The sequence below is a fragment of the Pseudomonas sp. WS 5146 genome, from assembly GCF_012985495.1.
GTDB lineage: Bacteria > Pseudomonadota > Gammaproteobacteria > Pseudomonadales > Pseudomonadaceae > Aquipseudomonas > Aquipseudomonas edaphica.
In genome coordinates this window covers 230,948-251,642 of record NZ_JAAQWL010000005.1, presented here as the reverse complement: position 1 = coordinate 251,642, position 20,695 = coordinate 230,948, and the positions used below count along the sequence as shown (strand labels likewise).

Here is a 20,695-nt window from a genome sequence, read left to right as displayed (position 1 = left end):
GCGACCCGACAAGCCAGCTCCCACATTTTGATTTGTGAATACATTCAACATGTGGGAGCTGGCTTGCCTGCGATGAGGCCAGCAAAGCCAATCTCAACCTGGGGTCAGACACTCCGGCCCATTCAACTTCGGATCATTGACCATATTGGCCAACACCCGCTCGCGCAACGCGGCAGGCTCGCTGGCCAACAAGCCCTGCAACACGTGCAGCGGCGTCTCAGGATTCAACCACGCCTCTTGCCCTGCCGCATCCAGAATCAACGGCCGCCGCTGACTCTGTGCGGCCTGGGTCACCACCGCCGTACTCAGCCACACCTGCTCCTGCACCGGATAAGCCTCCCAGATCGCCGCAAAAAACAGTGTCGAGCCTTCACCCGGCGTCAGCCAATACGGGCGTTTACGCTGGGTGCCGCGCCATTCGTAGAAACCGTTGGCCGGCAGCAAACAGCGGCGCTGACGCAAGGCTTCGCGAAACATCGGTTGTTCGGCCAGGGTTTCGGCGCGCGCGTGGGCTGGCGTGCGCGAAAGGTCGGTGAGCCACGGTGGCGTGAGGCCCCAGCGCGCACGGGCCAGGGTGCGCTGACCTTCGCTCAGGCGCTGGATCAGCACCGAATCATTCGGGGAGATATTCCACTGGGCCTTTTGATCGGCGGGGAATCCCGGTAAGGCAGCGAAGGCAGGGTTCCAGCGAAACAGGGCATAACGTCCACACATGGGGCAACACGACTCTTGGGGTAAACCGACCGACAGCCTAACAGACCAACACGTCGGGGAAGCTGTCGGGTTCATCGCCGGGCATGGGTTGCGCGCCGTTATAGGCCGTAATCAATTCGCGGGCGTAGGCGGCCTGGTCGTTGTCGACTTCCAGGCCCAACAGGCCGAAGATCGGCAACTCGCCGGTCCCACCGAGCAAATGGCGCCCCACCAGGTGCGCCTCGATGCCTTCACTGGCAAGCATCTGTTGCAGCAGCTCGCCCTCCATCAGGTTTTCCGGTTCGTAGATTCGCTGCATGGGGTGTACCTGTTACTCGTTTTCGCTGCGCACGTTCAGCATCCATTCGTCATCATGCACCTGTAGCTCGAAAGTAATGGGCCGGCAGCACACCGGGCAATCCTCTATATATTGCTGATCGCCTCCCGACAGGTCCAGCAACGCCGTGACCACCTCTCCACAATAAGGACATTCGTACGACTCCTCTTCCATCGCGGTCTCCCAGGTGACTTGTGCGTATAATCGCCGGTCTATTTACAGGGCTATTCACGGCAGAGCCAATATTGCGGCCGCACCCTGATATTTCCTTTACTTACCCTAGCCGTTTCTAACAAGAGAGCATGATGGGCGAATTCGATACCATCCGACCTTACAACGACAGCGAAGTCCCGGCCGTGCTGGCGCGCCTGTTCAGTGACAAGGCCTTTCTGGACATCCTGACTCACTTTCGCTTCCCGCGCTTTGCCGGCGCCCTGGGCTGGCTGCTCAAGCCGATGATCGCCCGCAAACTGCGCCGTGAATTTGCCGGCGTCACCACCGTGGCCACGCTGCAGGACAAAGTCGAGTACTACGTCGATCACACCATAGATCGGGCGACCGACGGCGTGACTTATACCGGCGTCGAGCAGCTCAAGTCCGGCACCGCCTATCTGTTTCTGGCCAACCACCGCGATATCGTGATGGACCCGGCCTTCGTCAACTATGCCGTGTACCACGCCGGCCTGCCGACGCCACGCATCGCCATCGGCGACAACCTGCTGCAAAAGCCGTTTGTCAGCGACCTGATGCGCCTGAACAAGAGCTTTATCGTGCACCGCTCGATCACCGGGCGAAAGGAGAAGATGGCGGCGTATAACCTGCTGTCGGCCTATATCAACCATTCGATCCGCAACGACTGCCAGTCGATCTGGATCGCCCAGGCCGAAGGGCGGGCCAAGGATGGGGATGATCGCACCGAGTCGGCAATCCTCAAGATGTTCCACGTCAGCCGCAAGGACGAGCCGTTTGCCGAGGTGATCCAGTCGCTGAACCTGACGCCGGTGTCGATCAGCTATGAATACGACCCATGCGACAGCGCCAAGGCCCGCGAGCTGTACATCCGCGCCACCACCGGCACCTACAGCAAGGCGCCAGGTGAAGACGATGTGAGCATTGCGCTGGGCATTACCGGCTACAAGGGCCGCGTGCACGTGAACTTCGCACCGCCGATCACCGAACGCTTTGAAGACACCAAACTGTTGGCCGTAGAAATGGACCGCCAGATTCTCGGCGGTTATCGCCTGTTCCCGGTGCATTACCTGGCGTATGCGCAGTGGAGCGACGCCGACCCGCAATTGCAGGTGCCGGCGGCAGCCGAGGTGTTCCCGGCCGATGAGCTGGCCAAGGCCAAAGCGGAGTGGGAGCGGCGTTTGAATGAATGCCCGGTGGAACACCGGCCGTACTTGGTGACGCAGTATGCGACGCCGGTGAGGAATCAATACCGGGTCAAGGCCGGGATTCCTCTGTAAATACCAAACCAAAATGTGGGAGCGGGCTTGCCCGCGATGGCGGCGTGTCAGAACCGAATCTATCAACTGGCACACTGCTATCGCGGGCAAGCCAGCTCCCACATTTGTTTTGCGGTGGTTTTAGAGGTGGGTGCTGAGCCAGGACACGGCCAGCGCCAGGCCGAGGCAGGCAAACCCGACGCGGTAAGCCAGGCGATGCGACCGTTCGGTACGCACATCCAGAAACAACATCGGTTGGTCGATCGCGCGGTCTTCGCTTTGGGCGGTCAGGTCGGCCAGCGCTCGCTGCTCGCGCAGGCGGGTAATGAACAGCAGCGCTGCACCCGGGCAGGCCACCAATAAAGCCACAGCATTGATCAGCAGTGCGGGCAGCGCCATCGCAAACCTCGGTAGACGAGTGTCTTGGTATCAATTCAGATACAAACCTGAATGATATTGGCCTCCTGCCGCTGAAACGTTCCGTCCCCCATGTACGGTTAATGTATCCAGTAATTTACAGCGTCACCTGAACGTCACCTTAACAAGCCACTCTGTTGCCCTTCGAACGCTTGGGAGCTTGTCATGCTGCACGCACAAAACCAGGATCGGCTGTACCTGATGGCCCAGAACGATGAACAGGAAGCGCTGGTCGGCGGCCTCGCATTCAACGTCCAGGACCGCCACTGGCTGGTGTATTGCGCGCTCGGCGGGCACCAGCATGCCGACCTGCCGGAGCTGGACCTGCTCACTGGCGTGAGTGTGCTGGACTTTTATGTCGAAACGGCTGCATGAAGGCTACAGGCATAAAAAAACCGGGCTCATTGCTGAGCCCGGCGATGGGGGCGTTGCGCGCCCGCCTGACGGTTACTGCGCGTTGAGAAGCGAACCGATGCTCGGGTCTTTGAACAAGCGCGTCAGGGCATCACTCAACACGTCGCTGACCAGCTTGGTGTTGGTTTCCTGGTTCGGCGACATACCGAAGCGCTGGTTCAGGGACGCGCCGTAGCGGCCACTGTAGCGGCGTGTGCCGGCGCTGACGTCGGACTTGAAGGTCGCGCCGATGGAGGCTTCCGTCACATACAGGCCTTCTTTGGGCGACTGGTACTTCAGCTCAGCCAGGGTGATGGTCAACTGCGGCGCGCCCGGCGAGTTGGCCGGGGTGAAGCCCAGCAGGCGCACGGCGGCTTCAGCCTGGGCTTGCAGCTTGGGCAGCACGTCCTGGCCTTGTACCGAAATCAGCGCGGTCTCAGGGTACAGACCACCACGGGAACCCAGGGTTGGCGAAGGACGACCATCTACCACGCGCACCGATACCGGCTGGCCGTGGCCGACAGGCGCCAGTTGCGCCGTGACTTTAGGTTGCGGGCTGAGTTGTTGCGGGCTGTTGGCGCAGCCAACCAGGGTCAAACTGGTCACAGTGATCAAACCGAACAACAGGCGTTGCAACATACTCATTTCTCCAGGACTAGGTGCAAACAGGCCGCCAGTATAACGGCGCATGTGGGCCACTCACCAGCCATCCTGAACGGCAGCTGAAGGCGGGCTGAAATTACAATTTCGCATAATTTCGTCACTCCACTGTCATGGCACACTGGCAACCTTCAAGCATGTAACGTAACAGGTACAAAGCCATGCGCCTTCTTAAATCATTGTTCATGTCCCACCCCCGCCATCGCCACTACGCACGGCTCGATGCCAATGGCCATTGCGTGGCGTTCAAGCAGTGCAGCCTGCCACCCGTGGGCGAGGGCTGGGTGGAAGTCACGGAGACACATCTGGGCTGGATGCACCGCCCACTGCCAATGAACGCCCGAATCAGCCCACGGGTTGCCCACACGCACTCGCGGCACGCACTGGCTTCCTGAACGCCCTAATAAAAGTCACAAAACACGCCCATTTCCCTGGCGTTCTTCGCTACAATCTCCCCCCGATTATAAGGACGTCTCCTGATCGGGCCTCGCAGCATCGTTAATGCCTCGGTATTAACCCCCCAATCGCCCACAGAGAGCCGCCCACACAGATCGAGTGAAGCTGGCGCGCTTGCTGTTTTCTTTGCAAACCACCCCTCTTTACCGAATCTGCCAGAGCTGCCATTGCGCTCGGCCACTTGAGTTGTTTGCCCGTCTTGCCGCGTGTCGGCAGGGGTTTACGGGCCAGGTGCCAGGCTGGGGCAGCCCTTTTTTGAGGTTCACGTCTTCAAAAGAGCGTGAAAAAAACGGGTTTTCACAACTTCACAAGAGTGTGGCGAGCAAATGAATAGTTTGGCGTTTGTACAAGCACCATCAGCGTCTGGAACAGCCCAACCACACAGGACCGAGTACTCCTCAAACACCGGAGCTTGAGCCTGTCCGCTACGGTTTGATTGCACAAATCGCACGTTTTGACCATAAGTCGAATTGCCACAGGCGCCCATGAATGCGTTCATAGGCAGATTAGCCTGGCAGGAAGCGTGTGCTGAAGTTGCAAAGAATTGCGAAACGGACATGGCGATCCTGGCCATGGGTAACCTGGGGCAACACGTGAACCGCCCCGTCACTCCTGGCAGCCATGCCGTCAATTTGGTGCTGCAGATTTTGGAGACGCGTTAAATGGCGCATAACGAAGCAGTCGACGTAGTACTGGTAGGGGCCGGCATCATGAGTGCCACCCTGGCCGTATTGCTCAAAGAGCTCGACCCCGGCCTCAAGCTGGAAGTCGTTGAGCTGATGGATTCGGGTGCCGCGGAGAGTTCCAACCCGTGGAACAACGCCGGCACCGGCCACGCCGGGCTGTGTGAGCTGAACTACACGCCGCAGGCTGGCGACGGCTCCATCGATATCAAGAAAGCCGTGCACATCAACACCCAGTTCGAGGTGTCGAAGCAGTTCTGGGCTTACCTGACCAAAAAGGGCACCTTTGGCTCGTCCAAGTCCTTTATCAGCCCGGTGCCGCACCTGAGCTTCGTGCAAGGCGACAAAGGCGTGTCTTTCCTCAAGAAACGCTTTGAAACCCTCAGCCAGCACCATGCGTTCTCGGACATGCATTACACCGAAGACCGCAATGAGATGGCCGAGTGGATGCCGCTGATGATGCCGGGCCGCCCGCTCGACGAAAAAATCGCGGCCACCCGCGTGATGAACGGCACCGACGTCAATTTCGGCGCCCTGACCAACCAACTGCTGTCGCACCTGACCAGCGCACCGGATGCCCAGGTCAAGTACAGCAAGCGCGTTACCGGCCTCAAGCGCAATGGCGCGGGCTGGACCGTGAGCATCAAGGACGTCAATAGCGGCAACACCCGCGAAGTCGACGCCAAGTTCGTGTTCCTCGGCGCCGGTGGCGCGGCCCTGCCGCTGCTGCAAGCTTCGGGCATCGAAGAAAGCAAAGGCTTCGGCGGCTTCCCGGTCAGTGGCCAGTGGCTGCGTTGCGACAACCCGGAAGTGGTCAAGCACCACCAGGCCAAGGTCTACAGCCAGGCCGCCGTGGGCTCGCCGCCGATGTCCGTGCCGCACCTGGACACCCGCGTGGTCGATGGCCAGAAATCCCTGCTGTTCGGGCCATACGCCGGCTTCACCACCAAGTTCCTCAAGCACGGCTCGTTCCTCGACCTGCCGCTGTCGGTTCGCGCCGGCAATATCGGCCCGATGCTGGCGGTCGCTCGCGACAACATGGACCTGACCAAATACCTGGTCAGCGAAGTGATGCAGTCCATGGAGCAGCGCCTGGAATCACTGCGTCGCTTCTACCCGCAAGCCAAAGCCGAAGACTGGCGCCTGGAAGTGGCCGGACAACGGGTGCAGATCATCAAGAAAGACCCGAAAAAAGGCGGCGTGCTGCAATTTGGCACCGAGCTGGTCGCGGCCAAAGACGGCTCGCTGGCGGCCCTGCTGGGTGCGTCCCCAGGCGCTTCGGTGACGGTTTCGATCATGCTGGAACTGATCGAGCGCTGCTTCCCGGCCAAGGCTGCTGGTGAGTGGGCGGCCAAGCTGCACGAGATCTTCCCGGCGAGGGAAAAAGTGCTGGAGACGGACGCTGAGCTGTATCGCAAGATCAATGCGCAGAACAACATCAGCCTGGAGCTGGTTGCGCAAAGCAACGAGGCTGAAAGCTTCGCTTGAGGTCTTGACGCGGAGCGTCAGTGGAGGCATTCCCACGCGGAGCGTGGGAACGATCAAACGCCCTTCGGGGCGTTTTTTTGTGGCCGGGATAATCAGCCGCGAGCGTTTTCGATCAGCTCGATGTACTCAGGCGCGTTGCGCTGGTCCTTGATCAGCTCGACGAAGGTCTTGCCGTGCTCGTCCTTACCATCCAGGTCCAGGCCAGCTTCCTTGAAAAAGCCCAGGAAGCGCTCGAAGTCGTCGATACGCAGGCCACGGTAGGCCTTGATCAGCTTGTGCAGGGACGGTGAAGTCGCGTCGACTGGCTCAAAATCCAGGAACAACTTGATCTGGTCGTCGCCGATCTCGTCACCAATCACCTGTTTCTTATCTTTACGCATTACCGACTCCAGCCTGCAGACATTTACACGGGATTGGGAGTCTACCTGCCAGACACCACCTTCGAAAACAACCAAACACTCATGTGGGAGCCGGCTTGCCTGCGATAGCGGTGCATCAGTGACAGTTGGGCCAACTGACCCGCCGCCATCGCAGGCAAGCCAGCTCCCACATTGACTGCATTCGGCTTAATTACTTTGCGCGTACGGCCCCTGTGTGCAGATCCGCCCAGATATGCCCATTGGTATAACTGAGGAACTGCACATACACCGTGTCATTGCGCAGCAGGTCGACAATCACTCGATATTGCGCCATTGGGTAAGACAGGGTCAGGGTTTTGCTGGCGTCATCGAACATCGGCTTTTTCAGGCTTTTGCTTTCGGCATCAAAATTGAGCACCACCTGACTGATCGTCGCGCCCTTGTTCAGGGATTTCCCCTTGAGGCGGATCATCAACGGCGAGGTCACCGGAATCGGCTGTTGCGTCGACTGCCGCTGGTTACCCACCACCACCGCATATTCGGTAACTTGCAGCAGTTGCTGCTGGTCGGGCGTTTGCGCACGCAGGGTCAGGTCATCGGGCGGCAGGAACTGGCTGTGCATCGGCGCGGGCGCGGCAGCCAGTGGCAAACTGAGAGTCAACGCCAGGGCGGCGCAGGTGTGTGTCAACAGGCTCATGGGCCGCTCCGTAGAAGAAGGCCGAGCACTGTAGCTCAATCGAACTGGGCGAGCATCCAGCGTTGATACTCGGCCACACCGGAATCGCCTTCGCGGGGCGCCCAGTCGGGTGACTCGCCCTCGCCTATCGGGCGATACGGCCCGGCCTTGCATTCAAACATCACACTGTCGGGCTCCAGCACCACCAGGCCATGAAACACGCCTGGCGGCAGATCGACGCCTGCACACTCACCGCCCGCCTGCAGAATGCGCTTGGCAATCACCTCGCCGGTATCGCTGAACACCAGTAAGCCGAGGCTGCCCTTGAGCACCAACAGGGTTTCCGCCTTGTCGGCACGCAGGTGCCGATGCGGCGGCACATAGGTGTCGGGTTGCAGGCCAACGGCCAGGCGATGGCAGGGTTCTTCCATCTGATGGAAGTTGTGATGGTGCCGGCCGCGAGGGCTGGCGGCGGCTTTCTCGGCCAATTGCGCGAACAGCGTCTGATCAAGAAAGCGCACCATGGTTTACATCCCTTTAACCGCATAGATGCCATTGGCGTTACGCCAGTAGCCTTTGTAGTCCATGCCGTAACCGAAGATGTAGCGGTCGATGCACGGCAGGCCGACGTAATCGGCTTTGAGGTCCGGACGGGCTTTGCGGTCGTGGTCTTTGTCGATCAGTACGGCGGTGTGCACTTTGCGCGCGCCGGCATGTTTGCAGAAGTCGATGATCGCGCCCAGGGTGTGACCTTCATCGAGGATGTCGTCGATGATCAGCACGTCGCGGTCGATGAACGACACTTCCGGCTTGGCTTTCCAGAACAGGTCGCCGCCGCTGGTCTCGTTGCGATAACGGGTGGCGTGCAGGTAGGAGGCTTCCAGCGGGAATTGCAGATGAGTCAGCAATTTGCCGGCGAAAATCAGGCCGCCGTTCATCACGCAGAAGACCACCGGGTTGGTTTCGGCCATTTCGCGGCTGATGTGTGCGCCGACCTTGGCGATCGCTTCTTCGACTTGCGCTTCGGTGTACAGGCAGTCAGCCTCGCGCATGATTTGACGGATATGCTCGAGATCAGCGGACATGGCGCTCTCCAAGGGGGTGCTGTGGCAAGAAAAGCGGGCAAAGGTACGCATGTGAGGCGCAACGATCAAGCCTTAATGGACTAACGTACTAGATGTCTATAGGACAACACCCTCGGATAGATTAATCTAGGCCGGTTTTTTTGCCCGCCGCCGGAGCCTTTCCCATGCCCACTCGCGAGATCCGCCACCCGCTGATCCGACACAAACTCGGCCTTATGCGCCGTGCCGACATTAGCACGAAGAATTTCCGTGAGCTTGCTCAGGAAGTCGGAGCGCTGCTGACTTATGAAGCGACCAAGGATTTGCCGCTGGAAACCTACGAGATCCCCGGTTGGGCCGGTCCCGTACAAGTAGAGAAAATCGCCGGTAAGAAAATCACCGTAGTGCCTATCCTGCGCGCCGGTATCGGCATGCTCGAAGGCGTGCTCAGCCTGATCCCGGGCGCCAAAGTCAGCGCCGTGGGCGTGGCCCGCAATGAAGAAACCTTGCAGGCGCACACCTACCTGGAAAAACTCGTCCCGGAAATCAACGAACGCCTGGCAATGATCATCGACCCGATGCTCGCCACCGGCAGCTCCATGGTTGCCACCATCGACCTGCTGAAAAAAGCCGGTTGCAAGGACATCCGCGCCATGGTGCTGGTGGCTGCCCCCGAAGGCATCGCTGCCGTCGAAAAGGCTCACCCGGACGTGCAGATCTACACCGCCTCCATCGACGAGCGCTTGAACGAACACGGCTACATCATCCCAGGCCTGGGCGATGCCGGTGACAAGATCTTCGGCACCAAGCAGAAGGACGCGTGAGCATGCAGGATGAATTCAACGACCCGCTTTGGCGCCAGATCCTGTCTGGCGCACAAATGCTGTTTGTAGCATTTGGCGCGCTGGTGTTGATGCCACTGATCACAGGTCTTGATCCAAACGTCGCACTGTTCACCGCAGGCCTGGGCACGCTGCTGTTCCAGGTGGTGACAGGGCGGCAGGTGCCGGTATTCCTGGCATCGAGCTTTGCGTTTATCACCCCGATCATTCTCGCCAAAGGCCAGTTCGGCCTCGCGGCGACCATGGGCGGGGTGATGGCGGCCGGTTTCGTTTATACCTTCCTGGGCCTGGCTGTTAAGGTCAAAGGCACGGGTTTCATCGACCGCCTGCTACCGCCGGTGGTGATTGGCCCGGTGATCATTTCCATCGGTCTGGCCATGGCGCCGATTGCCGCCAATATGGCAATGGGCAAAGCCGGCGATGGCAGCGAGCTGATCCATTACCAGACGGCGATGCTGATTTCGATGCCGGCGCTGCTGACCACCTTGATCGTCGCGGTATTCGGTAAAGGCATTTTCCGCCTGGTGCCGATTATCTCCGGCGTGCTGGTCGGCTTTGCCATGTCGTTCTACTTTGGTGTGGTCGACACGGCGAAGATCGCCGCCGCGCCGTGGTTCGCCCTGCCCCACTTCACCGCGCCGGAGTTCAACTGGCAGGCCATCCTGTTTATCGTCCCGGTGGCCCTGGCCCCGGCGATCGAGCATATCGGCGGTGTGATTGCGGTGGGCAGCGTGACCGGTCGCGATTACCTGAAGAAGCCCGGCCTGCACCGCACCCTGCTGGGTGACGGGATTGCCACCACCGCTGCCGGCCTGTTCGGCGGCCCGCCAAACACCACTTACGCCGAAGTGACGGGCGCAGTGATGCTGACCAAGAACTACAACCCGAAAATCATGACCTGGGCGGCAGTGTTTGCCATCAGCCTGGCGTTTATCGGCAAGTTCGGCGCGTTGCTGCAAAGCATCCCGGTACCGGTGATGGGCGGGATTCTGTGCCTGCTGTTCGGCTCGATTGCGGCGGTTGGCATGAACACGTTGATCCGCCACAAGATCGACCTGGGTGAGGCGCGCAATCTGGTGATTGTGTCGGTGACTTTGGTGTTCGGGATTGGCGGTGTGCTGGTCGGCACCGGCACTGGCCCGGATGATTTCGGCCTCAAGGGCATCGCCCTGTGTGCGGTGGTAGCGATTGGTTTGAACCTGCTGCTGCCGGGCAATGATGGCTGGAAGAACAAGAAGCCGGATGAGCCGTTGATCTAACTGGCTCAACGCAAAAAAAAGTGGGAGCTGGCTTGCCAGCTCCCACTTTTTTTTATCTTCAGTGTGGCTTAGAGCTCGCCGAGGCCATCGATCAGCGCCTGGTTCTGCTCCGGCGTACCGATGCTGATCCGCAGGAACTGGGCAATCCGCTCCTGCTTGAAGTGCCGCACGATCACGCCTTGCTCACGCAGCTTTGCGGCCAAACCCGCGGCATCGTGCCGTGGGTGACGGGCAAAGATGAAGTTGGCCGCTGAAGGCAACACTTCAAAACCCTTGCCTTCCAATTGCGCGACCACCGTGTTGCGGCTGTCGATCACCTGCTTGCAAGTCTTCTCGAAATATTCACGATCCTCAAACGCCGCCGCCGCGCCGACAATCGCCAGGCGATCCAGCGGGTAGGAGTTGAAGCTGTTCTTGACCCGCTCCAGCGCCTCGATCAGGTCCGGGTGGCCCACGGCCAGGCCTACACGCAAACCGGCCAGTGAGCGCGATTTGGACAGGGTCTGGGTCACCAGCAGGTTCGGGTAGCGATCCACCAGGCTGATGGCGGTTTCGCCGCCGAAGTCGATATAGGCTTCATCGACCACCACCACCGAATCCGGGCTGGCCTTGAGGATCTGCTCCACTGCATCCAGCGCCAGCACGCAGCCGGTCGGCGCGTTCGGGTTGGGGAAGATGATCCCGCCGTTGGGCTTGGCGTAGTCGGCCACGCGGATCTGGAATTGCTCGTCCAGCGGCACCGGGGCGGACTTGATGCCGTAAAGGCCGCAGTACACCGGGTAGAAGCTGTAGCTGATGTCCGGGAACAGCAGCGGCAAGTCGTGCTGGAACAGGCCGTGGAAGATGTGCGCCAGCACTTCGTCGGAACCGTTGCCGAGGAACACCTTGCTGGCGTCGACCGCGTAATACTTGGCCACGGCCTGCTTGAGCAGGTCGCTGTTGGGGTCCGGGTACAGGCGCAAATTGTCGTTCAACTCGGCCTGCATCGCGGCCAGCGCCTTGGGCGAAGGGCCGTAGGGGTTTTCATTGGTGTTGAGCTTGACCAGCTTGGTCAGCTTCGGTTGTTCGCCGGGTACGTAAGGCACGAGGTCCTTGACGAAGGGGCTCCAGAATTTGCTCATGCCTCATTTCCCCTCTTCAAGGATGCGATATTCGGCGCTACGCGCGTGAGCGCTCAGCGATTCACCACGGGCCAGCACCGAGGCAGTCTTGCCCAGTTCGGAGGCGCCTTGTGGCGAGCAGAAGATAATCGACGAGCGCTTCTGGAAGTCATACACCCCCAGCGGCGACGAGAACCGCGCGGTGCCGGACGTCGGCAGCACGTGGTTGGGGCCGGCGCAGTAGTCGCCCAGGGCTTCGCTGGTGTGACGGCCCATGAAGATCGCACCGGCGTGGCGGATCAACGGCAGCCAGGCCTGTGGGTCGGCTACGGACAACTCCAAGTGCTCTGGCGCAATGCGGTTGGCCACTTCGATGGCCTGTTCCATGTCACGCACCAGAATCAGCGCACCACGGCCATTGATCGACTTCTCGATGATCTCGGCGCGCTCCATGGTCGGCAGCAGCTTATTGATACTGGCGGCGACTTTGTCGAGGAACTCGGCGTCCGGGCTGACCAGAATCGCCTGGGCGTCTTCGTCGTGCTCGGCCTGGGAAAACAGGTCCATGGCGATCCAGTCCGGGTCGGTCTGGCCATCACACACCACGAGAATTTCCGAAGGGCCGGCGATCATGTCGATACCGACCTGGCCAAACACGTGGCGCTTGGCGGTGGCGACATAGATGTTGCCGGGGCCAACCACCTTGTCGACCTTCGGCACGCTTTCGGTGCCGTAGGCCAGGGCTGCAACGGCTTGCGCACCACCAATGGTGAACACGCGGTCGACGCCGGCGATGCAGGCAGCGGCCAGCACCAGCTCGTTGATTTCACCACGCGGGGTCGGCACCACCATGACCACTTCGGTCACGCCCGCCACTTTGGCCGGAATCGCGTTCATGAGTACCGATGACGGGTACGAGGCCTTGCCACCGGGCACGTACAGACCGGCGCGGTCCAGCGGCGTGACTTTTTGGCCCAGCACGGTGCCGTCGGCTTCGGTGTAGCTCCAGGAATCCTGTTTCTGTTTTTCGTGGTAGCTGCGCACCCGCGCCGCCGCCACTTCCAGGGCTTCGCGCTGGGGTGCAGTGATGCGTGTCAGCGCCAGCTCCAGGCGTTCACGGGGCAGGATCAGGTCGGCCATGGACTTCACGTCCAGGCCATCGAACTGACGGGTGAAATCCACCAGCGCCGCATCACCGCGCTCGCGCACGGCCTTGATGATGTCGAGCACTCGCTGGTTGACCGAGTCGTCAGACACGCTTTCCCAGCTCAGCAGATGATCCAGATGATGGGCGAAATCCGGGTCGGCAGCGTTGAGTCGGGCAATTGCAGTGGACGTGGTCATAGCGAGGGCCTCAATAGAATTGGCAAAAACTCAGGCGCCCTAAACTAGCAGTCATTTCCGCTTGGGCACCTGAGAATTCTGGCTATGAGGCGGATAGACGGGCGCGGCCTAAGGCCGCGCGGGTGAGTCAACCGCGGTGTCGAGACTCCACTGCCTTGCGCAGGGTGTCGATCAACGCCTGGATACGGGGATGTTGCATCTTCATCGAAGCTTTGTTGACGATCAGGCGGGAGCTGATGTCGGCAATGAAGTCCTGGGGTTCGAGACCGTTGGCGCGCAGGGTGTTGCCGGTGTCGACCACGTCGATGATCTTGTCAGCCAGGCCGATCAGCGGCGCCAGCTCCATCGAGCCGTAGAGCTTGATGATGTCGACCTGACGGCCTTGCTCGGCGTAGTAGCGCTTGGCGACGTTGACGAACTTGGTGGCCACACGCAGGCGGCCTTTAGGCTCGACGTCACCGACACGGCCGGCGGTCATCAGCTTGCACAGGGCAATACGCAGGTCCAACGGCTCGTACAGGCCCTGACCACCGTATTCCATCAGCACGTCTTTACCGGCCACACCGAGGTCGGCGGCGCCATGTTCAACGTAGGTCGGCACGTCGGTAGCCCGCACGATCAACAGGCGAACGTCGTCCTGGGTCGTGGGGATGATCAGCTTGCGGCTCTTGTCCGGATTCTCGGTTGGCACGATGCCCGCTTCAGCCAGAAGCGGCAAAGTGTCGTCAAGGATGCGGCCCTTGGACAGTGCGATGGTCAACATGGGAAACGTCAGTCCTTCATCAGGCTATTGCTGTCCGGTCGCAAACGGCGCCAGACACAGATCGAGGCCATTACAGCCTCGATTTGAAACAAATTCAGCTAACAGCAAACACAGACCTGTGGCGAGGGAGCTTGCTCCCGTTGGGTCGCGAAGCGGCCCCCAAGAACGGGACTGCTGCGCAGTCCAGCGGGAGCAAGCTCCCTCGCCACAGGTGACGGTGTTTACAGTTCCAGGAGCTAGCCCGGTACGCGGCGGATTTTAGCGCCGAGCATCTGCAGCTTTTCTTCGATGCACTCGTAACCACGGTCGATGTGGTAGATGCGGTCGATCAAGGTGTCGCCGTCGGCGCACAACGCCGAAATCACCAGGCTGGCCGAGGCACGCAGGTCGGTCGCCATCACTGGCGCGCCCTTGAGCTTGTCGATGCCGGTAACGATGGCGGTGTTGCCTTCGACCTGGATCTTGGCACCCATGCGGTGCAGTTCATACACGTGCATGAAGCGGTTTTCGAAGATGGTCTCGATCACGGCGCCTGTGCCTTCGGCAATCGCGTTCAAGGAAATGAACTGCGCCTGCATATCGGTCGGGAACGCCGGGTAAGGAGCCGTACGCACGTTTACGGCTTTTGGCCGCTTGCCGTGCATGTTCAGCTCGATCCAGTCTTCACCGGTAGTGATTTCAGCACCGGCTTCCTTGAGTTTTTCCAGCACGGCTTCCAGGATGGTCGGATCGGTGTCCTTGACCTTGACGCGGCCACCGGTAACGGCAGCGGCAACCAGGTAGGTGCCGGTCTCGATACGGTCCGGCATCACTTTGTAGGTGGCCGAGTGCAGACGCTTCACACCGTCGATAGTGATGGTGTCGGTGCCGGCGCCGGTGATGTTGGCACCCATGGCGATCAGGAAGTTGGCCAGGTCGACTACTTCAGGCTCGCGCGCTGCGTTTTGCAGCACACTGCGACCGTTCGCCAGGGCGGCAGCCATCATGATGTTCTCGGTACCGGTGACGCTGACGGTATCAAAGAAGAAGTTGGCACCGCGCAAACCGCCTTCCGGCGCCTTGGCCTTGATGTAGCCACCTTCTACGTCAATGACCGCGCCCATGGCTTCAAGGCCACGGATGTGCAGGTCGACAGGGCGCGAACCAATCGCGCAACCGCCAGGCAGTGCTACTTCAGCTTCGCCGAAACGGGCAACCATCGGGCCCAGCACCAGGATCGAGGCACGCATGGTTTTCACCAGTTCGTACGGAGCGATCAGGGTCTTGATGGTGCGCGGGTCGATTTCGACAGACAGCTTCTCGTCGATCACCGGCTCAATACCCATGCGACCGAACAGCTCGATCATGGTGGTAATGTCGTGCAGGTGCGGCAGGTTGGCCACAGTTACCGGGCCATCGCACAGCAGGGTCGCTGCCAGGATCGGCAAGGCGGAGTTTTTTGCACCGGAAATGCGGATCTCGCCATCGAGGCGGGCACCACCGGTAATAATCAATTTATCCATAAGAATCTCGACGCCTTGGGGGCTCAGGTACGCTCGGCCCAGGCCGCGCGGCTGAAAAATTTCATAGTAACCGCGTGGATGCTGCCATCGGTGATCCACGGGTTCAAATGGGCATAGATCTGCTGTTGACGCTTGACCGGGCTCAATTTCGCCAGTTCATCGCTAATCACGTTCAGCTGGAAATTGCAGCCTTCGCCTTCAACTTCTACGATCGTTTCCGGCAGCTTTCCTTCAAGGAAGCTTTTAACTTCTAGGGCCTGCATGCTCAACCTCTATCGGCGCCCAGTGCGCACGGGTCGCACATCATACAAAAAAGCCCCGCGCCTGCGAACCCCGCATAGCAGGACTCTGACGGGGGGCTTCTTTAATAATGTGTATTAAGGATGCGCCAACAGTTCGGTAATACCGGAAACCTGAGCGATTTCACGCATGTCTTCGGGCATTGAGCGGATGCTGACCGGCTTCTTGGCGGCTTGCGCATCACGCATGAAGCACAGCAACAACGACAAGCCGACGCTGCTGGACTTGGTCACCGCCGAGCAATCAAGCACCAACGCAGGTGCGTTACTGCTGTTGATCAGCGCCTGACCCTGCTTGCGCAGGTCAGGCCCGGTGCGGTAATCCAGCACGCCACTGAGGAACAACTCGCCGGCGTCACCCAGACGAACAGCCGACTCGGTCATTGCGCAGGCTTCCCGGCTTGTTTGTCGGTTTCTTCCTTGGCTTTGGCGACTTCACCGGCCCAACCATTGATGGTTTTGTCCAGGTTATTGCCATTACGCTGCATCGCATCAGCGAACTGATCGCGGAACAGCTTGCCGATGTTGATGCCGTTGATGATCACGTTGCGCAGTTTCCACTCGCCGTTGACCTTCTCCAGCGTGTACTGCACAGGGTAGATGGCGCCGTTGTTGCCTTTGACGCTCATGTTAACGCTGGTGCGATCACCCGACTCATCCCCGGCTGGGGCGACGGTAATACCTTGGTTGTTGTACTCCAGCAGGGCGTTGCCGTAGAACTGGAACAGGCCCTTCTTGAAGTTTTCCTGGAATGTTTGCATTTGCGCAGGGGTAGCCTTGCGCGAATACTTGACCGTCATGATGCTGCGGGAAATGCCTTCGGCATCGACCACCGGGCCCACAATGGTATTCAGTGCTTCGTAAAACCTGGTCGGGTCTTGCTTGTACTGCTCTTTGTTGGCAGTCAGGTCAGCCAACATCTTGTTGGTGGTGTCCTGCACCAGATCGTGCGCAGAACCGCCGGCAGCGGCATTAGCCATCAGCGGCAGCGCTGCCAGCAGCACCAGCAGGCCACGTCGCAAGGTAGAGATCATGAACAGGTTCCTCATTTGGCGTCTTTATTGACCGTATTGAGCAGGAATTTACCGATCAAGTCTTCAAGCACCAGCGACGACTGTGTGTCGTGGATTGTCGAACCATCCTTGAGCAGAGCTGTTTCCCCACCCACGCTGATGCCGATGTACTTCTCGCCCAGCAGCCCAGCAGTGAGGATAGATGCAGTGGAGTCAGTCGGCAGATTATCTACCTTCTTGTCGACTTGCATGGTCACCCGGCCAGTGAAGCTGTCGCGATCCAGATCGATTGCCGTGACCTTGCCGATGGTTACACCGGCCATGGTCACTTTAGCTCTGACCGTCAAACCAGCAATATTGTCGAAGTACGCGTAAAGCTTATAAGTATCGGCGGTGGGGCTGGCCGAAAGGCCGCTGACTCGCAGGGCGAGCAACAGTAAAGCCAGGATGCCAGCCAGCAAGAAAAGGCCGACACCGATTTCCACAGTGCGGTTTTGCATCAGAAATCTCCAAACATCAAGGCGGTCAAAATGAAGTCAAGGCCCAGTACCGCCAGCGAGGCGTACACAACGGTCTTGGTGGTGGCGCGACTGATCCCTTCTGAAGTGGGCTCACAGTCATAGCCTTGGAATACGGCGATCCAGGTCACTACAAAGGCGAAAACGATGCTTTTGATGATGCCATTGAGCACGTCGCCGCTGAAGGTCACGCTGTTTTGCATGTTGCCCCAGTAGGAGCCGTCATAGACGCCCAACCAGTCAACCGCCACCCACGAACCACCCCAGATGCCCACCACGCTGAAAATCATCGCCAGCAGCGGCAGGGATATGAAGCCGGCCCACAGGCGCGGGGCAACAATATATTTGAGCGGGTCCACGCCGATCATTTCCAGGCTGGACAACTGCTCGGTGGACTTCATGTTGCCGATTTCGGCGGTCAATGCAGAACCCGCACGGCCAGCGAACAGCAAAGCGGTGACCACCGGCCCCAGCTCACGCAGCAGCGTCAGGGCAACCATCTGCCCGACTGCCTGCTCCGAACCGTAGCTGGAGAGGATATTGAACCCCTGCAACGCCAGCACCATACCGATGAATATCCCGGACACCACGATGATGACCAGGGACATCACGCCCACCGAATGCAGCTGTCTCAACAACAGGCCAAAACCGCCGCCAATGCCGCCACGCCCGAGCAGCGCGTGAAACAGAAAAATTGTCGAACGCCCCAGGACCTCGACCAAGTCGATGCCGGAACGGCCGAAAAGGCGAACCTTCTCGAGTAAAGATGTCTTGCGCATCAGCGCTTCCCCAGAAGATCTGAGCGGTAGTCCGCTGCCGGAAAATGAAAAGGCACCGGGCCATCGGGATCGCCGGTCATGAATTGGCGAATGCGCGGGTTATCAGCGTTCATCAGCTCTTCAGGCGTACCCTGCCCCAGCACCTGGCCATCGCCGACCACATAAAGGTAGTCAGCAATGCTCGCGGTTTCGGCCAGGTCGTGGGAAACCACGATGCTGGTGATCCCCAACGCATCGTTGAGCAGGCGGATCAGGCGCACCAGCACGCCCATGGCGATCGGGTCCTGGCCTACGAACGGCTCGTCATACATGAGGATCTGCGGATCGAGAGCAATAGCCCGCGCCAGCGCAACACGACGCTTCATGCCACCGGACAACTCGTCGGGCATCAGGTCGATGGCACCGCGCAAGCCCACGGCTTGCAGTTTGAGCAGCACAATGTCACGAATCATTTCATCGGACAGCTGGGTATGCACCCGCAGCGGAAACGCTACGTTTTCGAAAACGTCGAGGTCGGTAAACAGGGCACCGCTCTGGAACAGCACGCCCATATGCTTGCGCGCATCGAACAGATCGCTGCGCGACAGGGTCGGCAGGTTCTGGCCGTTGACCCACACTTCGCCGGCGCTGGGCCGCAATTGCATGCCCATCAGGCGCAACAAAGTGGTCTTGCCGCAACCGGAAGGCCCCATGATGCCCGTGACTTTGCCGCGGGGAATGCGAATATCGACGTTATTGAAGATGCTGCGCGAACCGCGCTTGAAGGTAAGGCCCTTCAGCTCGACCGCGTAGGCGTTATCGGCACTCATCTAATCTCCTTGGGATGCAGCCTTTCACTCAGACACCATGCTTGCGACTTTCGTTTGCAACAGATGCACAAAAGTTAGCGGCATGGGGTGGGCCGACCGAACTGGCGGCGAACTATATCACTGCTGGTACAGAGCCCCCAAGGCCGGAACAGCGCTTGTTCAGATTCGGGACAGGGAAAACACGTGGCTGAGCATAAATCCCAGGCACCTGCAGAATAACTAGCGTGAGGGATTTGATCATTACCGCTATAATCGCCGACTTTTCGTCAGGCTATACGATTTCAGACATGAGCCAATCCAGCGACCTTATTCAATCCGCACAACGCACCATCCGCCTCGAGCTTGAAGCCGTAGAAGGTTTACTGGCCCATATCGACGCAGATTTCGTACGCGCCTGCGAGATGATTCTGGCCAGCACGGGCCGCGTTGTGGTGGTCGGCATGGGCAAATCCGGCCACGTCGGCAACAAGATCGCCGCCACCCTGGCCAGCACCGGAACCACGGCGTTTTTCGTGCACCCGGCCGAAGCCAGCCACGGTGACATGGGCATGATCACCAAGGATGACATTATCCTGGCGCTGTCGAACTCGGGCACCACCAACGAAATCGTGACCTTGCTGCCCTTGATCAAGCGCCTGGGCATCAAGATGATCAGCCTCACCGGCAACCCGGAATCCACGCTGGCGAAGGCTGCCGAAGTCAATTTGAACGTGCACGTGGCCCACGAAGCCTGCCCGCTTAACCTGGCACCGACCTCCTCCACCACCGCCGCCCTGGTCATGGGCGACGCCCTGGCCGTGGCGTTGCTGGAAGCTCGTGGCTTTACCGCTGAAGACTTCGCGTTTTCGCACCCGGGCGGCGCGCTGGGTCGTCGCCTGCTGCTCAAAGTGGAAAACGTCATGCACTCGGGGGATGAACTGCCCCACGTGCAACGTGGCACCTTGCTCAAAGACGCGCTGATGGAAATGACCCGCAAGGGCCTGGGCATGACCGTGATCCTGGAAGCCGACGGGCGTCTGGCCGGAGTCTTCACCGACGGCGACCTGCGCCGCACCCTGGACCGCACCATCGATATCCACACCGCGACCATTGATGCGGTGATGACGCCCCACGGCAAGACCGCCCGCCCCGAGATGCTTGCAGCCGAAGCGCTGAAGATCATGGAAGACCATAAGATTGGCGCGCTGGTGGTGGTCAATAGTGACGACCGCCCGATCGGCGCCCTGAACATGCACGACTTGCTGCGTGCGGGAGTGATGTAAATGACCAGCGACCTGATGCAACGCGGCAAACACATCAAACTGGCGATTTTCGACGTGGACGGCGTGCTGACCGACGGCCGCCTGTACTTTCTCGAAGATGGCAGCGAATTCAAGACCTTTAACACCCTCGACGGCCAGGGCATCAAAATGTTGATGGCCGCCGGTGTGCAAACGGCAATTATCAGTGGTCGAAAGACACCGGTTGTGGAACGCCGCGCACAAAACCTGGGGATTCCTCACCTGTATCAAGGCCGTGAGGATAAACTGGTGGTTCTGGACGAGCTTCTTGGCCAACTCAACCTAAGCTATGAGCAGGTTGCGTACCTGGGTGATGATCTGCCTGACCTGCCGGTCATTCGCCGAGTGGGCCTGGGCATGGCCGTCGCCAATGCAGCGGCGTTTGTTCGTGAACACGCCCATGGCATTACTGTCGCACGTGGCGGTGAAGGCGCTGCCCGCGAGTTCTGCGAATTGATCCTGCGTGCCCAAGGCAGTCTTGAAGCGGCCCACGCCGCCTACTTATAGAGCGTT

Annotated in this window: 27 protein-coding genes and 1 pseudogene; 9 read left to right on the top strand and 19 right to left on the bottom strand. The window is 59.7% G+C overall.

Translation table 11 applies throughout. The features are described 5' to 3' along the window. Positions 1 to 93: 93 nt before the first annotated feature. The 3 genes from HBO41_RS15940 to HBO41_RS15930 are packed head-to-tail and all read right to left on the bottom strand — an operon-like array spanning position 94 to position 1,204. Positions 94 to 714 (bottom strand): SOS response-associated peptidase, encoded by a 621-nt coding sequence (locus HBO41_RS15940; protein ID WP_017138211.1) that lies wholly within the window; start codon positions 712 to 714, stop codon positions 94 to 96. Between the two features lie 37 nt (positions 715 to 751). Further along, the gene (locus HBO41_RS15935; protein WP_017138212.1) at positions 752 to 1,012 is read right to left on the bottom strand and encodes a putative signal transducing protein; all 261 of its coding nucleotides are present in this window, start codon (positions 1,010 to 1,012) and stop codon (positions 752 to 754) included. 12 nt (positions 1,013 to 1,024) lie between these two features. After that, positions 1,025 to 1,204, bottom strand: a complete 180-nt coding sequence (locus tag HBO41_RS15930; RefSeq protein ID WP_017138213.1) for a CPXCG motif-containing cysteine-rich protein — start codon at positions 1,202 to 1,204, stop codon at positions 1,025 to 1,027. A gap of 131 nt (positions 1,205 to 1,335) precedes the next feature. On the opposite strand from HBO41_RS15930, the gene HBO41_RS15925 reads away from it, so the two are divergent. Beyond that, positions 1,336 to 2,499, top strand: coding sequence for a 1-acyl-sn-glycerol-3-phosphate acyltransferase (locus HBO41_RS15925; protein ID WP_026013785.1), 1,164 nt, complete (start codon positions 1,336 to 1,338; stop codon positions 2,497 to 2,499). 120 nt (positions 2,500 to 2,619) lie between these two features. Here the strand turns inward: HBO41_RS15925 and HBO41_RS15920 are convergent, their stop codons facing one another. Next, the gene (locus HBO41_RS15920; protein ID WP_017138215.1) at positions 2,620 to 2,877 is read right to left on the bottom strand and encodes a hypothetical protein; all 258 of its coding nucleotides are present in this window, start codon (positions 2,875 to 2,877) and stop codon (positions 2,620 to 2,622) included. 183 nt (positions 2,878 to 3,060) lie between these two features. Here HBO41_RS15920 and HBO41_RS15915 point away from each other — a divergent pair, with 183 nt between their 5' ends. Then, on the top strand, positions 3,061 to 3,270 hold the full coding sequence (locus HBO41_RS15915) for a hypothetical protein (protein WP_056859008.1): 210 nt from the start codon (positions 3,061 to 3,063) through the stop codon (positions 3,268 to 3,270). Positions 3,271 to 3,342: 72 nt separating this feature from the next. On the opposite strand, the gene HBO41_RS15910 is transcribed toward HBO41_RS15915, so the two are convergent. Beyond that, positions 3,343 to 3,927: a YajG family lipoprotein gene (locus HBO41_RS15910; RefSeq protein WP_017138217.1), complete on the bottom strand. Its 585-nt coding sequence runs from the start codon at positions 3,925 to 3,927 to the stop codon at positions 3,343 to 3,345. Between the two features lie 182 nt (positions 3,928 to 4,109). On the opposite strand from HBO41_RS15910, the gene HBO41_RS15905 reads away from it, so the two are divergent. Continuing rightward, positions 4,110 to 4,343 (top strand): hypothetical protein, encoded by a 234-nt coding sequence (locus HBO41_RS15905; RefSeq protein WP_017138218.1) that lies wholly within the window; start codon positions 4,110 to 4,112, stop codon positions 4,341 to 4,343. A gap of 723 nt (positions 4,344 to 5,066) precedes the next feature. After that, the gene (gene mqo / locus HBO41_RS15900; RefSeq protein ID WP_138451634.1) at positions 5,067 to 6,575 is read left to right on the top strand and encodes a malate dehydrogenase (quinone); all 1,509 of its coding nucleotides are present in this window, start codon (positions 5,067 to 5,069) and stop codon (positions 6,573 to 6,575) included. Positions 6,576 to 6,667: 92 nt separating this feature from the next. Here the strand turns inward: mqo and HBO41_RS15895 are convergent, their stop codons facing one another. The 4 genes from HBO41_RS15895 to HBO41_RS15880 all read right to left on the bottom strand — a co-directional run bounded on the left by HBO41_RS15895 (position 6,668) and on the right by HBO41_RS15880 (position 8,695). After that, positions 6,668 to 6,955: a PA4642 family protein gene (locus HBO41_RS15895; protein WP_017138220.1), complete on the bottom strand. Its 288-nt coding sequence runs from the start codon at positions 6,953 to 6,955 to the stop codon at positions 6,668 to 6,670. Between the two features lie 190 nt (positions 6,956 to 7,145). Continuing rightward, positions 7,146 to 7,631: a hypothetical protein gene (locus tag HBO41_RS15890; protein ID WP_169986906.1), complete on the bottom strand. Its 486-nt coding sequence runs from the start codon at positions 7,629 to 7,631 to the stop codon at positions 7,146 to 7,148. A gap of 35 nt (positions 7,632 to 7,666) precedes the next feature. Further along, on the bottom strand, positions 7,667 to 8,134 hold the full coding sequence (locus HBO41_RS15885) for a WbuC family cupin fold metalloprotein (RefSeq protein ID WP_017138222.1): 468 nt from the start codon (positions 8,132 to 8,134) through the stop codon (positions 7,667 to 7,669). A gap of 3 nt (positions 8,135 to 8,137) precedes the next feature. Beyond that, on the bottom strand, positions 8,138 to 8,695 hold the full coding sequence (locus tag HBO41_RS15880) for a hypoxanthine-guanine phosphoribosyltransferase (protein ID WP_169986904.1): 558 nt from the start codon (positions 8,693 to 8,695) through the stop codon (positions 8,138 to 8,140). 164 nt (positions 8,696 to 8,859) lie between these two features. On the opposite strand from HBO41_RS15880, the gene upp reads away from it, so the two are divergent. Beyond that, positions 8,860 to 9,498, top strand: coding sequence for a uracil phosphoribosyltransferase (upp, locus tag HBO41_RS15875; protein ID WP_017138223.1), 639 nt, complete (start codon positions 8,860 to 8,862; stop codon positions 9,496 to 9,498). 2 nt (positions 9,499 to 9,500) lie between these two features. Further along, positions 9,501 to 10,775, top strand: coding sequence for a uracil-xanthine permease family protein (locus HBO41_RS15870; protein WP_017138224.1), 1,275 nt, complete (start codon positions 9,501 to 9,503; stop codon positions 10,773 to 10,775). A gap of 68 nt (positions 10,776 to 10,843) precedes the next feature. Here HBO41_RS15870 and hisC read toward each other — a convergent pair whose 3' ends face one another. From hisC to hisG, 3 genes are all read right to left on the bottom strand, one after another. Next, on the bottom strand, positions 10,844 to 11,896 hold the full coding sequence (hisC, locus tag HBO41_RS15865; protein WP_169986902.1) for a histidinol-phosphate transaminase: 1,053 nt from the start codon (positions 11,894 to 11,896) through the stop codon (positions 10,844 to 10,846). Between the two features lie 3 nt (positions 11,897 to 11,899). After that, on the bottom strand, positions 11,900 to 13,219 hold the full coding sequence (gene hisD / locus HBO41_RS15860) for a histidinol dehydrogenase (RefSeq protein WP_017138226.1): 1,320 nt from the start codon (positions 13,217 to 13,219) through the stop codon (positions 11,900 to 11,902). A 127-nt stretch (positions 13,220 to 13,346) separates the two neighbouring features. Next, entirely contained in the window at positions 13,347 to 13,982 is a 636-nt protein-coding gene (gene hisG, locus HBO41_RS15855) for an ATP phosphoribosyltransferase (RefSeq protein ID WP_169986899.1), read from the bottom strand. 116 nt (positions 13,983 to 14,098) lie between these two features. On the opposite strand from hisG, the pseudogene HBO41_RS29875 reads away from it, so the two are divergent. Beyond that, positions 14,099 to 14,194: pseudogene (locus HBO41_RS29875) on the top strand (N-acetyltransferase); the annotation flags it as partial. Positions 14,195 to 14,218: 24 nt separating this feature from the next. Here the strand turns inward: HBO41_RS29875 and murA are convergent. The 7 genes from murA to HBO41_RS15820 all read right to left on the bottom strand — a co-directional run bounded on the left by murA (position 14,219) and on the right by HBO41_RS15820 (position 18,902). After that, positions 14,219 to 15,484 (bottom strand): UDP-N-acetylglucosamine 1-carboxyvinyltransferase, encoded by a 1,266-nt coding sequence (gene murA / locus HBO41_RS15850; protein ID WP_017138227.1) that lies wholly within the window; start codon positions 15,482 to 15,484, stop codon positions 14,219 to 14,221. A gap of 23 nt (positions 15,485 to 15,507) precedes the next feature. Further along, a complete protein-coding gene (locus tag HBO41_RS15845) occupies positions 15,508 to 15,747 on the bottom strand; it encodes a BolA family protein (protein ID WP_017138228.1) in 240 nt (79 codons plus the stop codon). A gap of 114 nt (positions 15,748 to 15,861) precedes the next feature. Next, positions 15,862 to 16,167: a lipid asymmetry maintenance protein MlaB gene (locus HBO41_RS15840; protein WP_099548392.1), complete on the bottom strand. Its 306-nt coding sequence runs from the start codon at positions 16,165 to 16,167 to the stop codon at positions 15,862 to 15,864. Continuing rightward, positions 16,164 to 16,817: a phospholipid-binding protein MlaC gene (locus HBO41_RS15835; RefSeq protein ID WP_017138230.1), complete on the bottom strand. Its 654-nt coding sequence runs from the start codon at positions 16,815 to 16,817 to the stop codon at positions 16,164 to 16,166. The genes HBO41_RS15840 and HBO41_RS15835 overlap by 4 nt, the downstream gene beginning before the upstream one ends. 11 nt (positions 16,818 to 16,828) lie before the next feature. Beyond that, positions 16,829 to 17,296 carry an outer membrane lipid asymmetry maintenance protein MlaD gene (gene mlaD / locus HBO41_RS15830; protein ID WP_010170575.1) on the bottom strand — a complete coding sequence of 156 codons (468 nt, stop codon included), beginning with the start codon at positions 17,294 to 17,296 and terminating at the stop codon, positions 16,829 to 16,831. Next, a complete protein-coding gene (mlaE, locus tag HBO41_RS15825; RefSeq protein ID WP_017138231.1) occupies positions 17,296 to 18,093 on the bottom strand; it encodes a lipid asymmetry maintenance ABC transporter permease subunit MlaE in 798 nt (265 codons plus the stop codon). The genes mlaD and mlaE overlap by 1 nt, the downstream gene beginning before the upstream one ends. Next, on the bottom strand, positions 18,093 to 18,902 hold the full coding sequence (locus tag HBO41_RS15820; protein WP_005784851.1) for an ATP-binding cassette domain-containing protein: 810 nt from the start codon (positions 18,900 to 18,902) through the stop codon (positions 18,093 to 18,095). Before HBO41_RS15820 ends, mlaE begins: the two co-directional genes overlap by 1 nt. A gap of 287 nt (positions 18,903 to 19,189) precedes the next feature. Here HBO41_RS15820 and HBO41_RS15815 point away from each other — a divergent pair, with 287 nt between their 5' ends. Then, a complete protein-coding gene (locus tag HBO41_RS15815; RefSeq protein ID WP_017138232.1) occupies positions 19,190 to 20,164 on the top strand; it encodes a KpsF/GutQ family sugar-phosphate isomerase in 975 nt (324 codons plus the stop codon). Continuing rightward, positions 20,165 to 20,689 (top strand): HAD family hydrolase, encoded by a 525-nt coding sequence (locus tag HBO41_RS15810; protein ID WP_017138233.1) that lies wholly within the window; start codon positions 20,165 to 20,167, stop codon positions 20,687 to 20,689. The last annotated feature ends 6 nt before the right edge of the window (positions 20,690 to 20,695 follow it).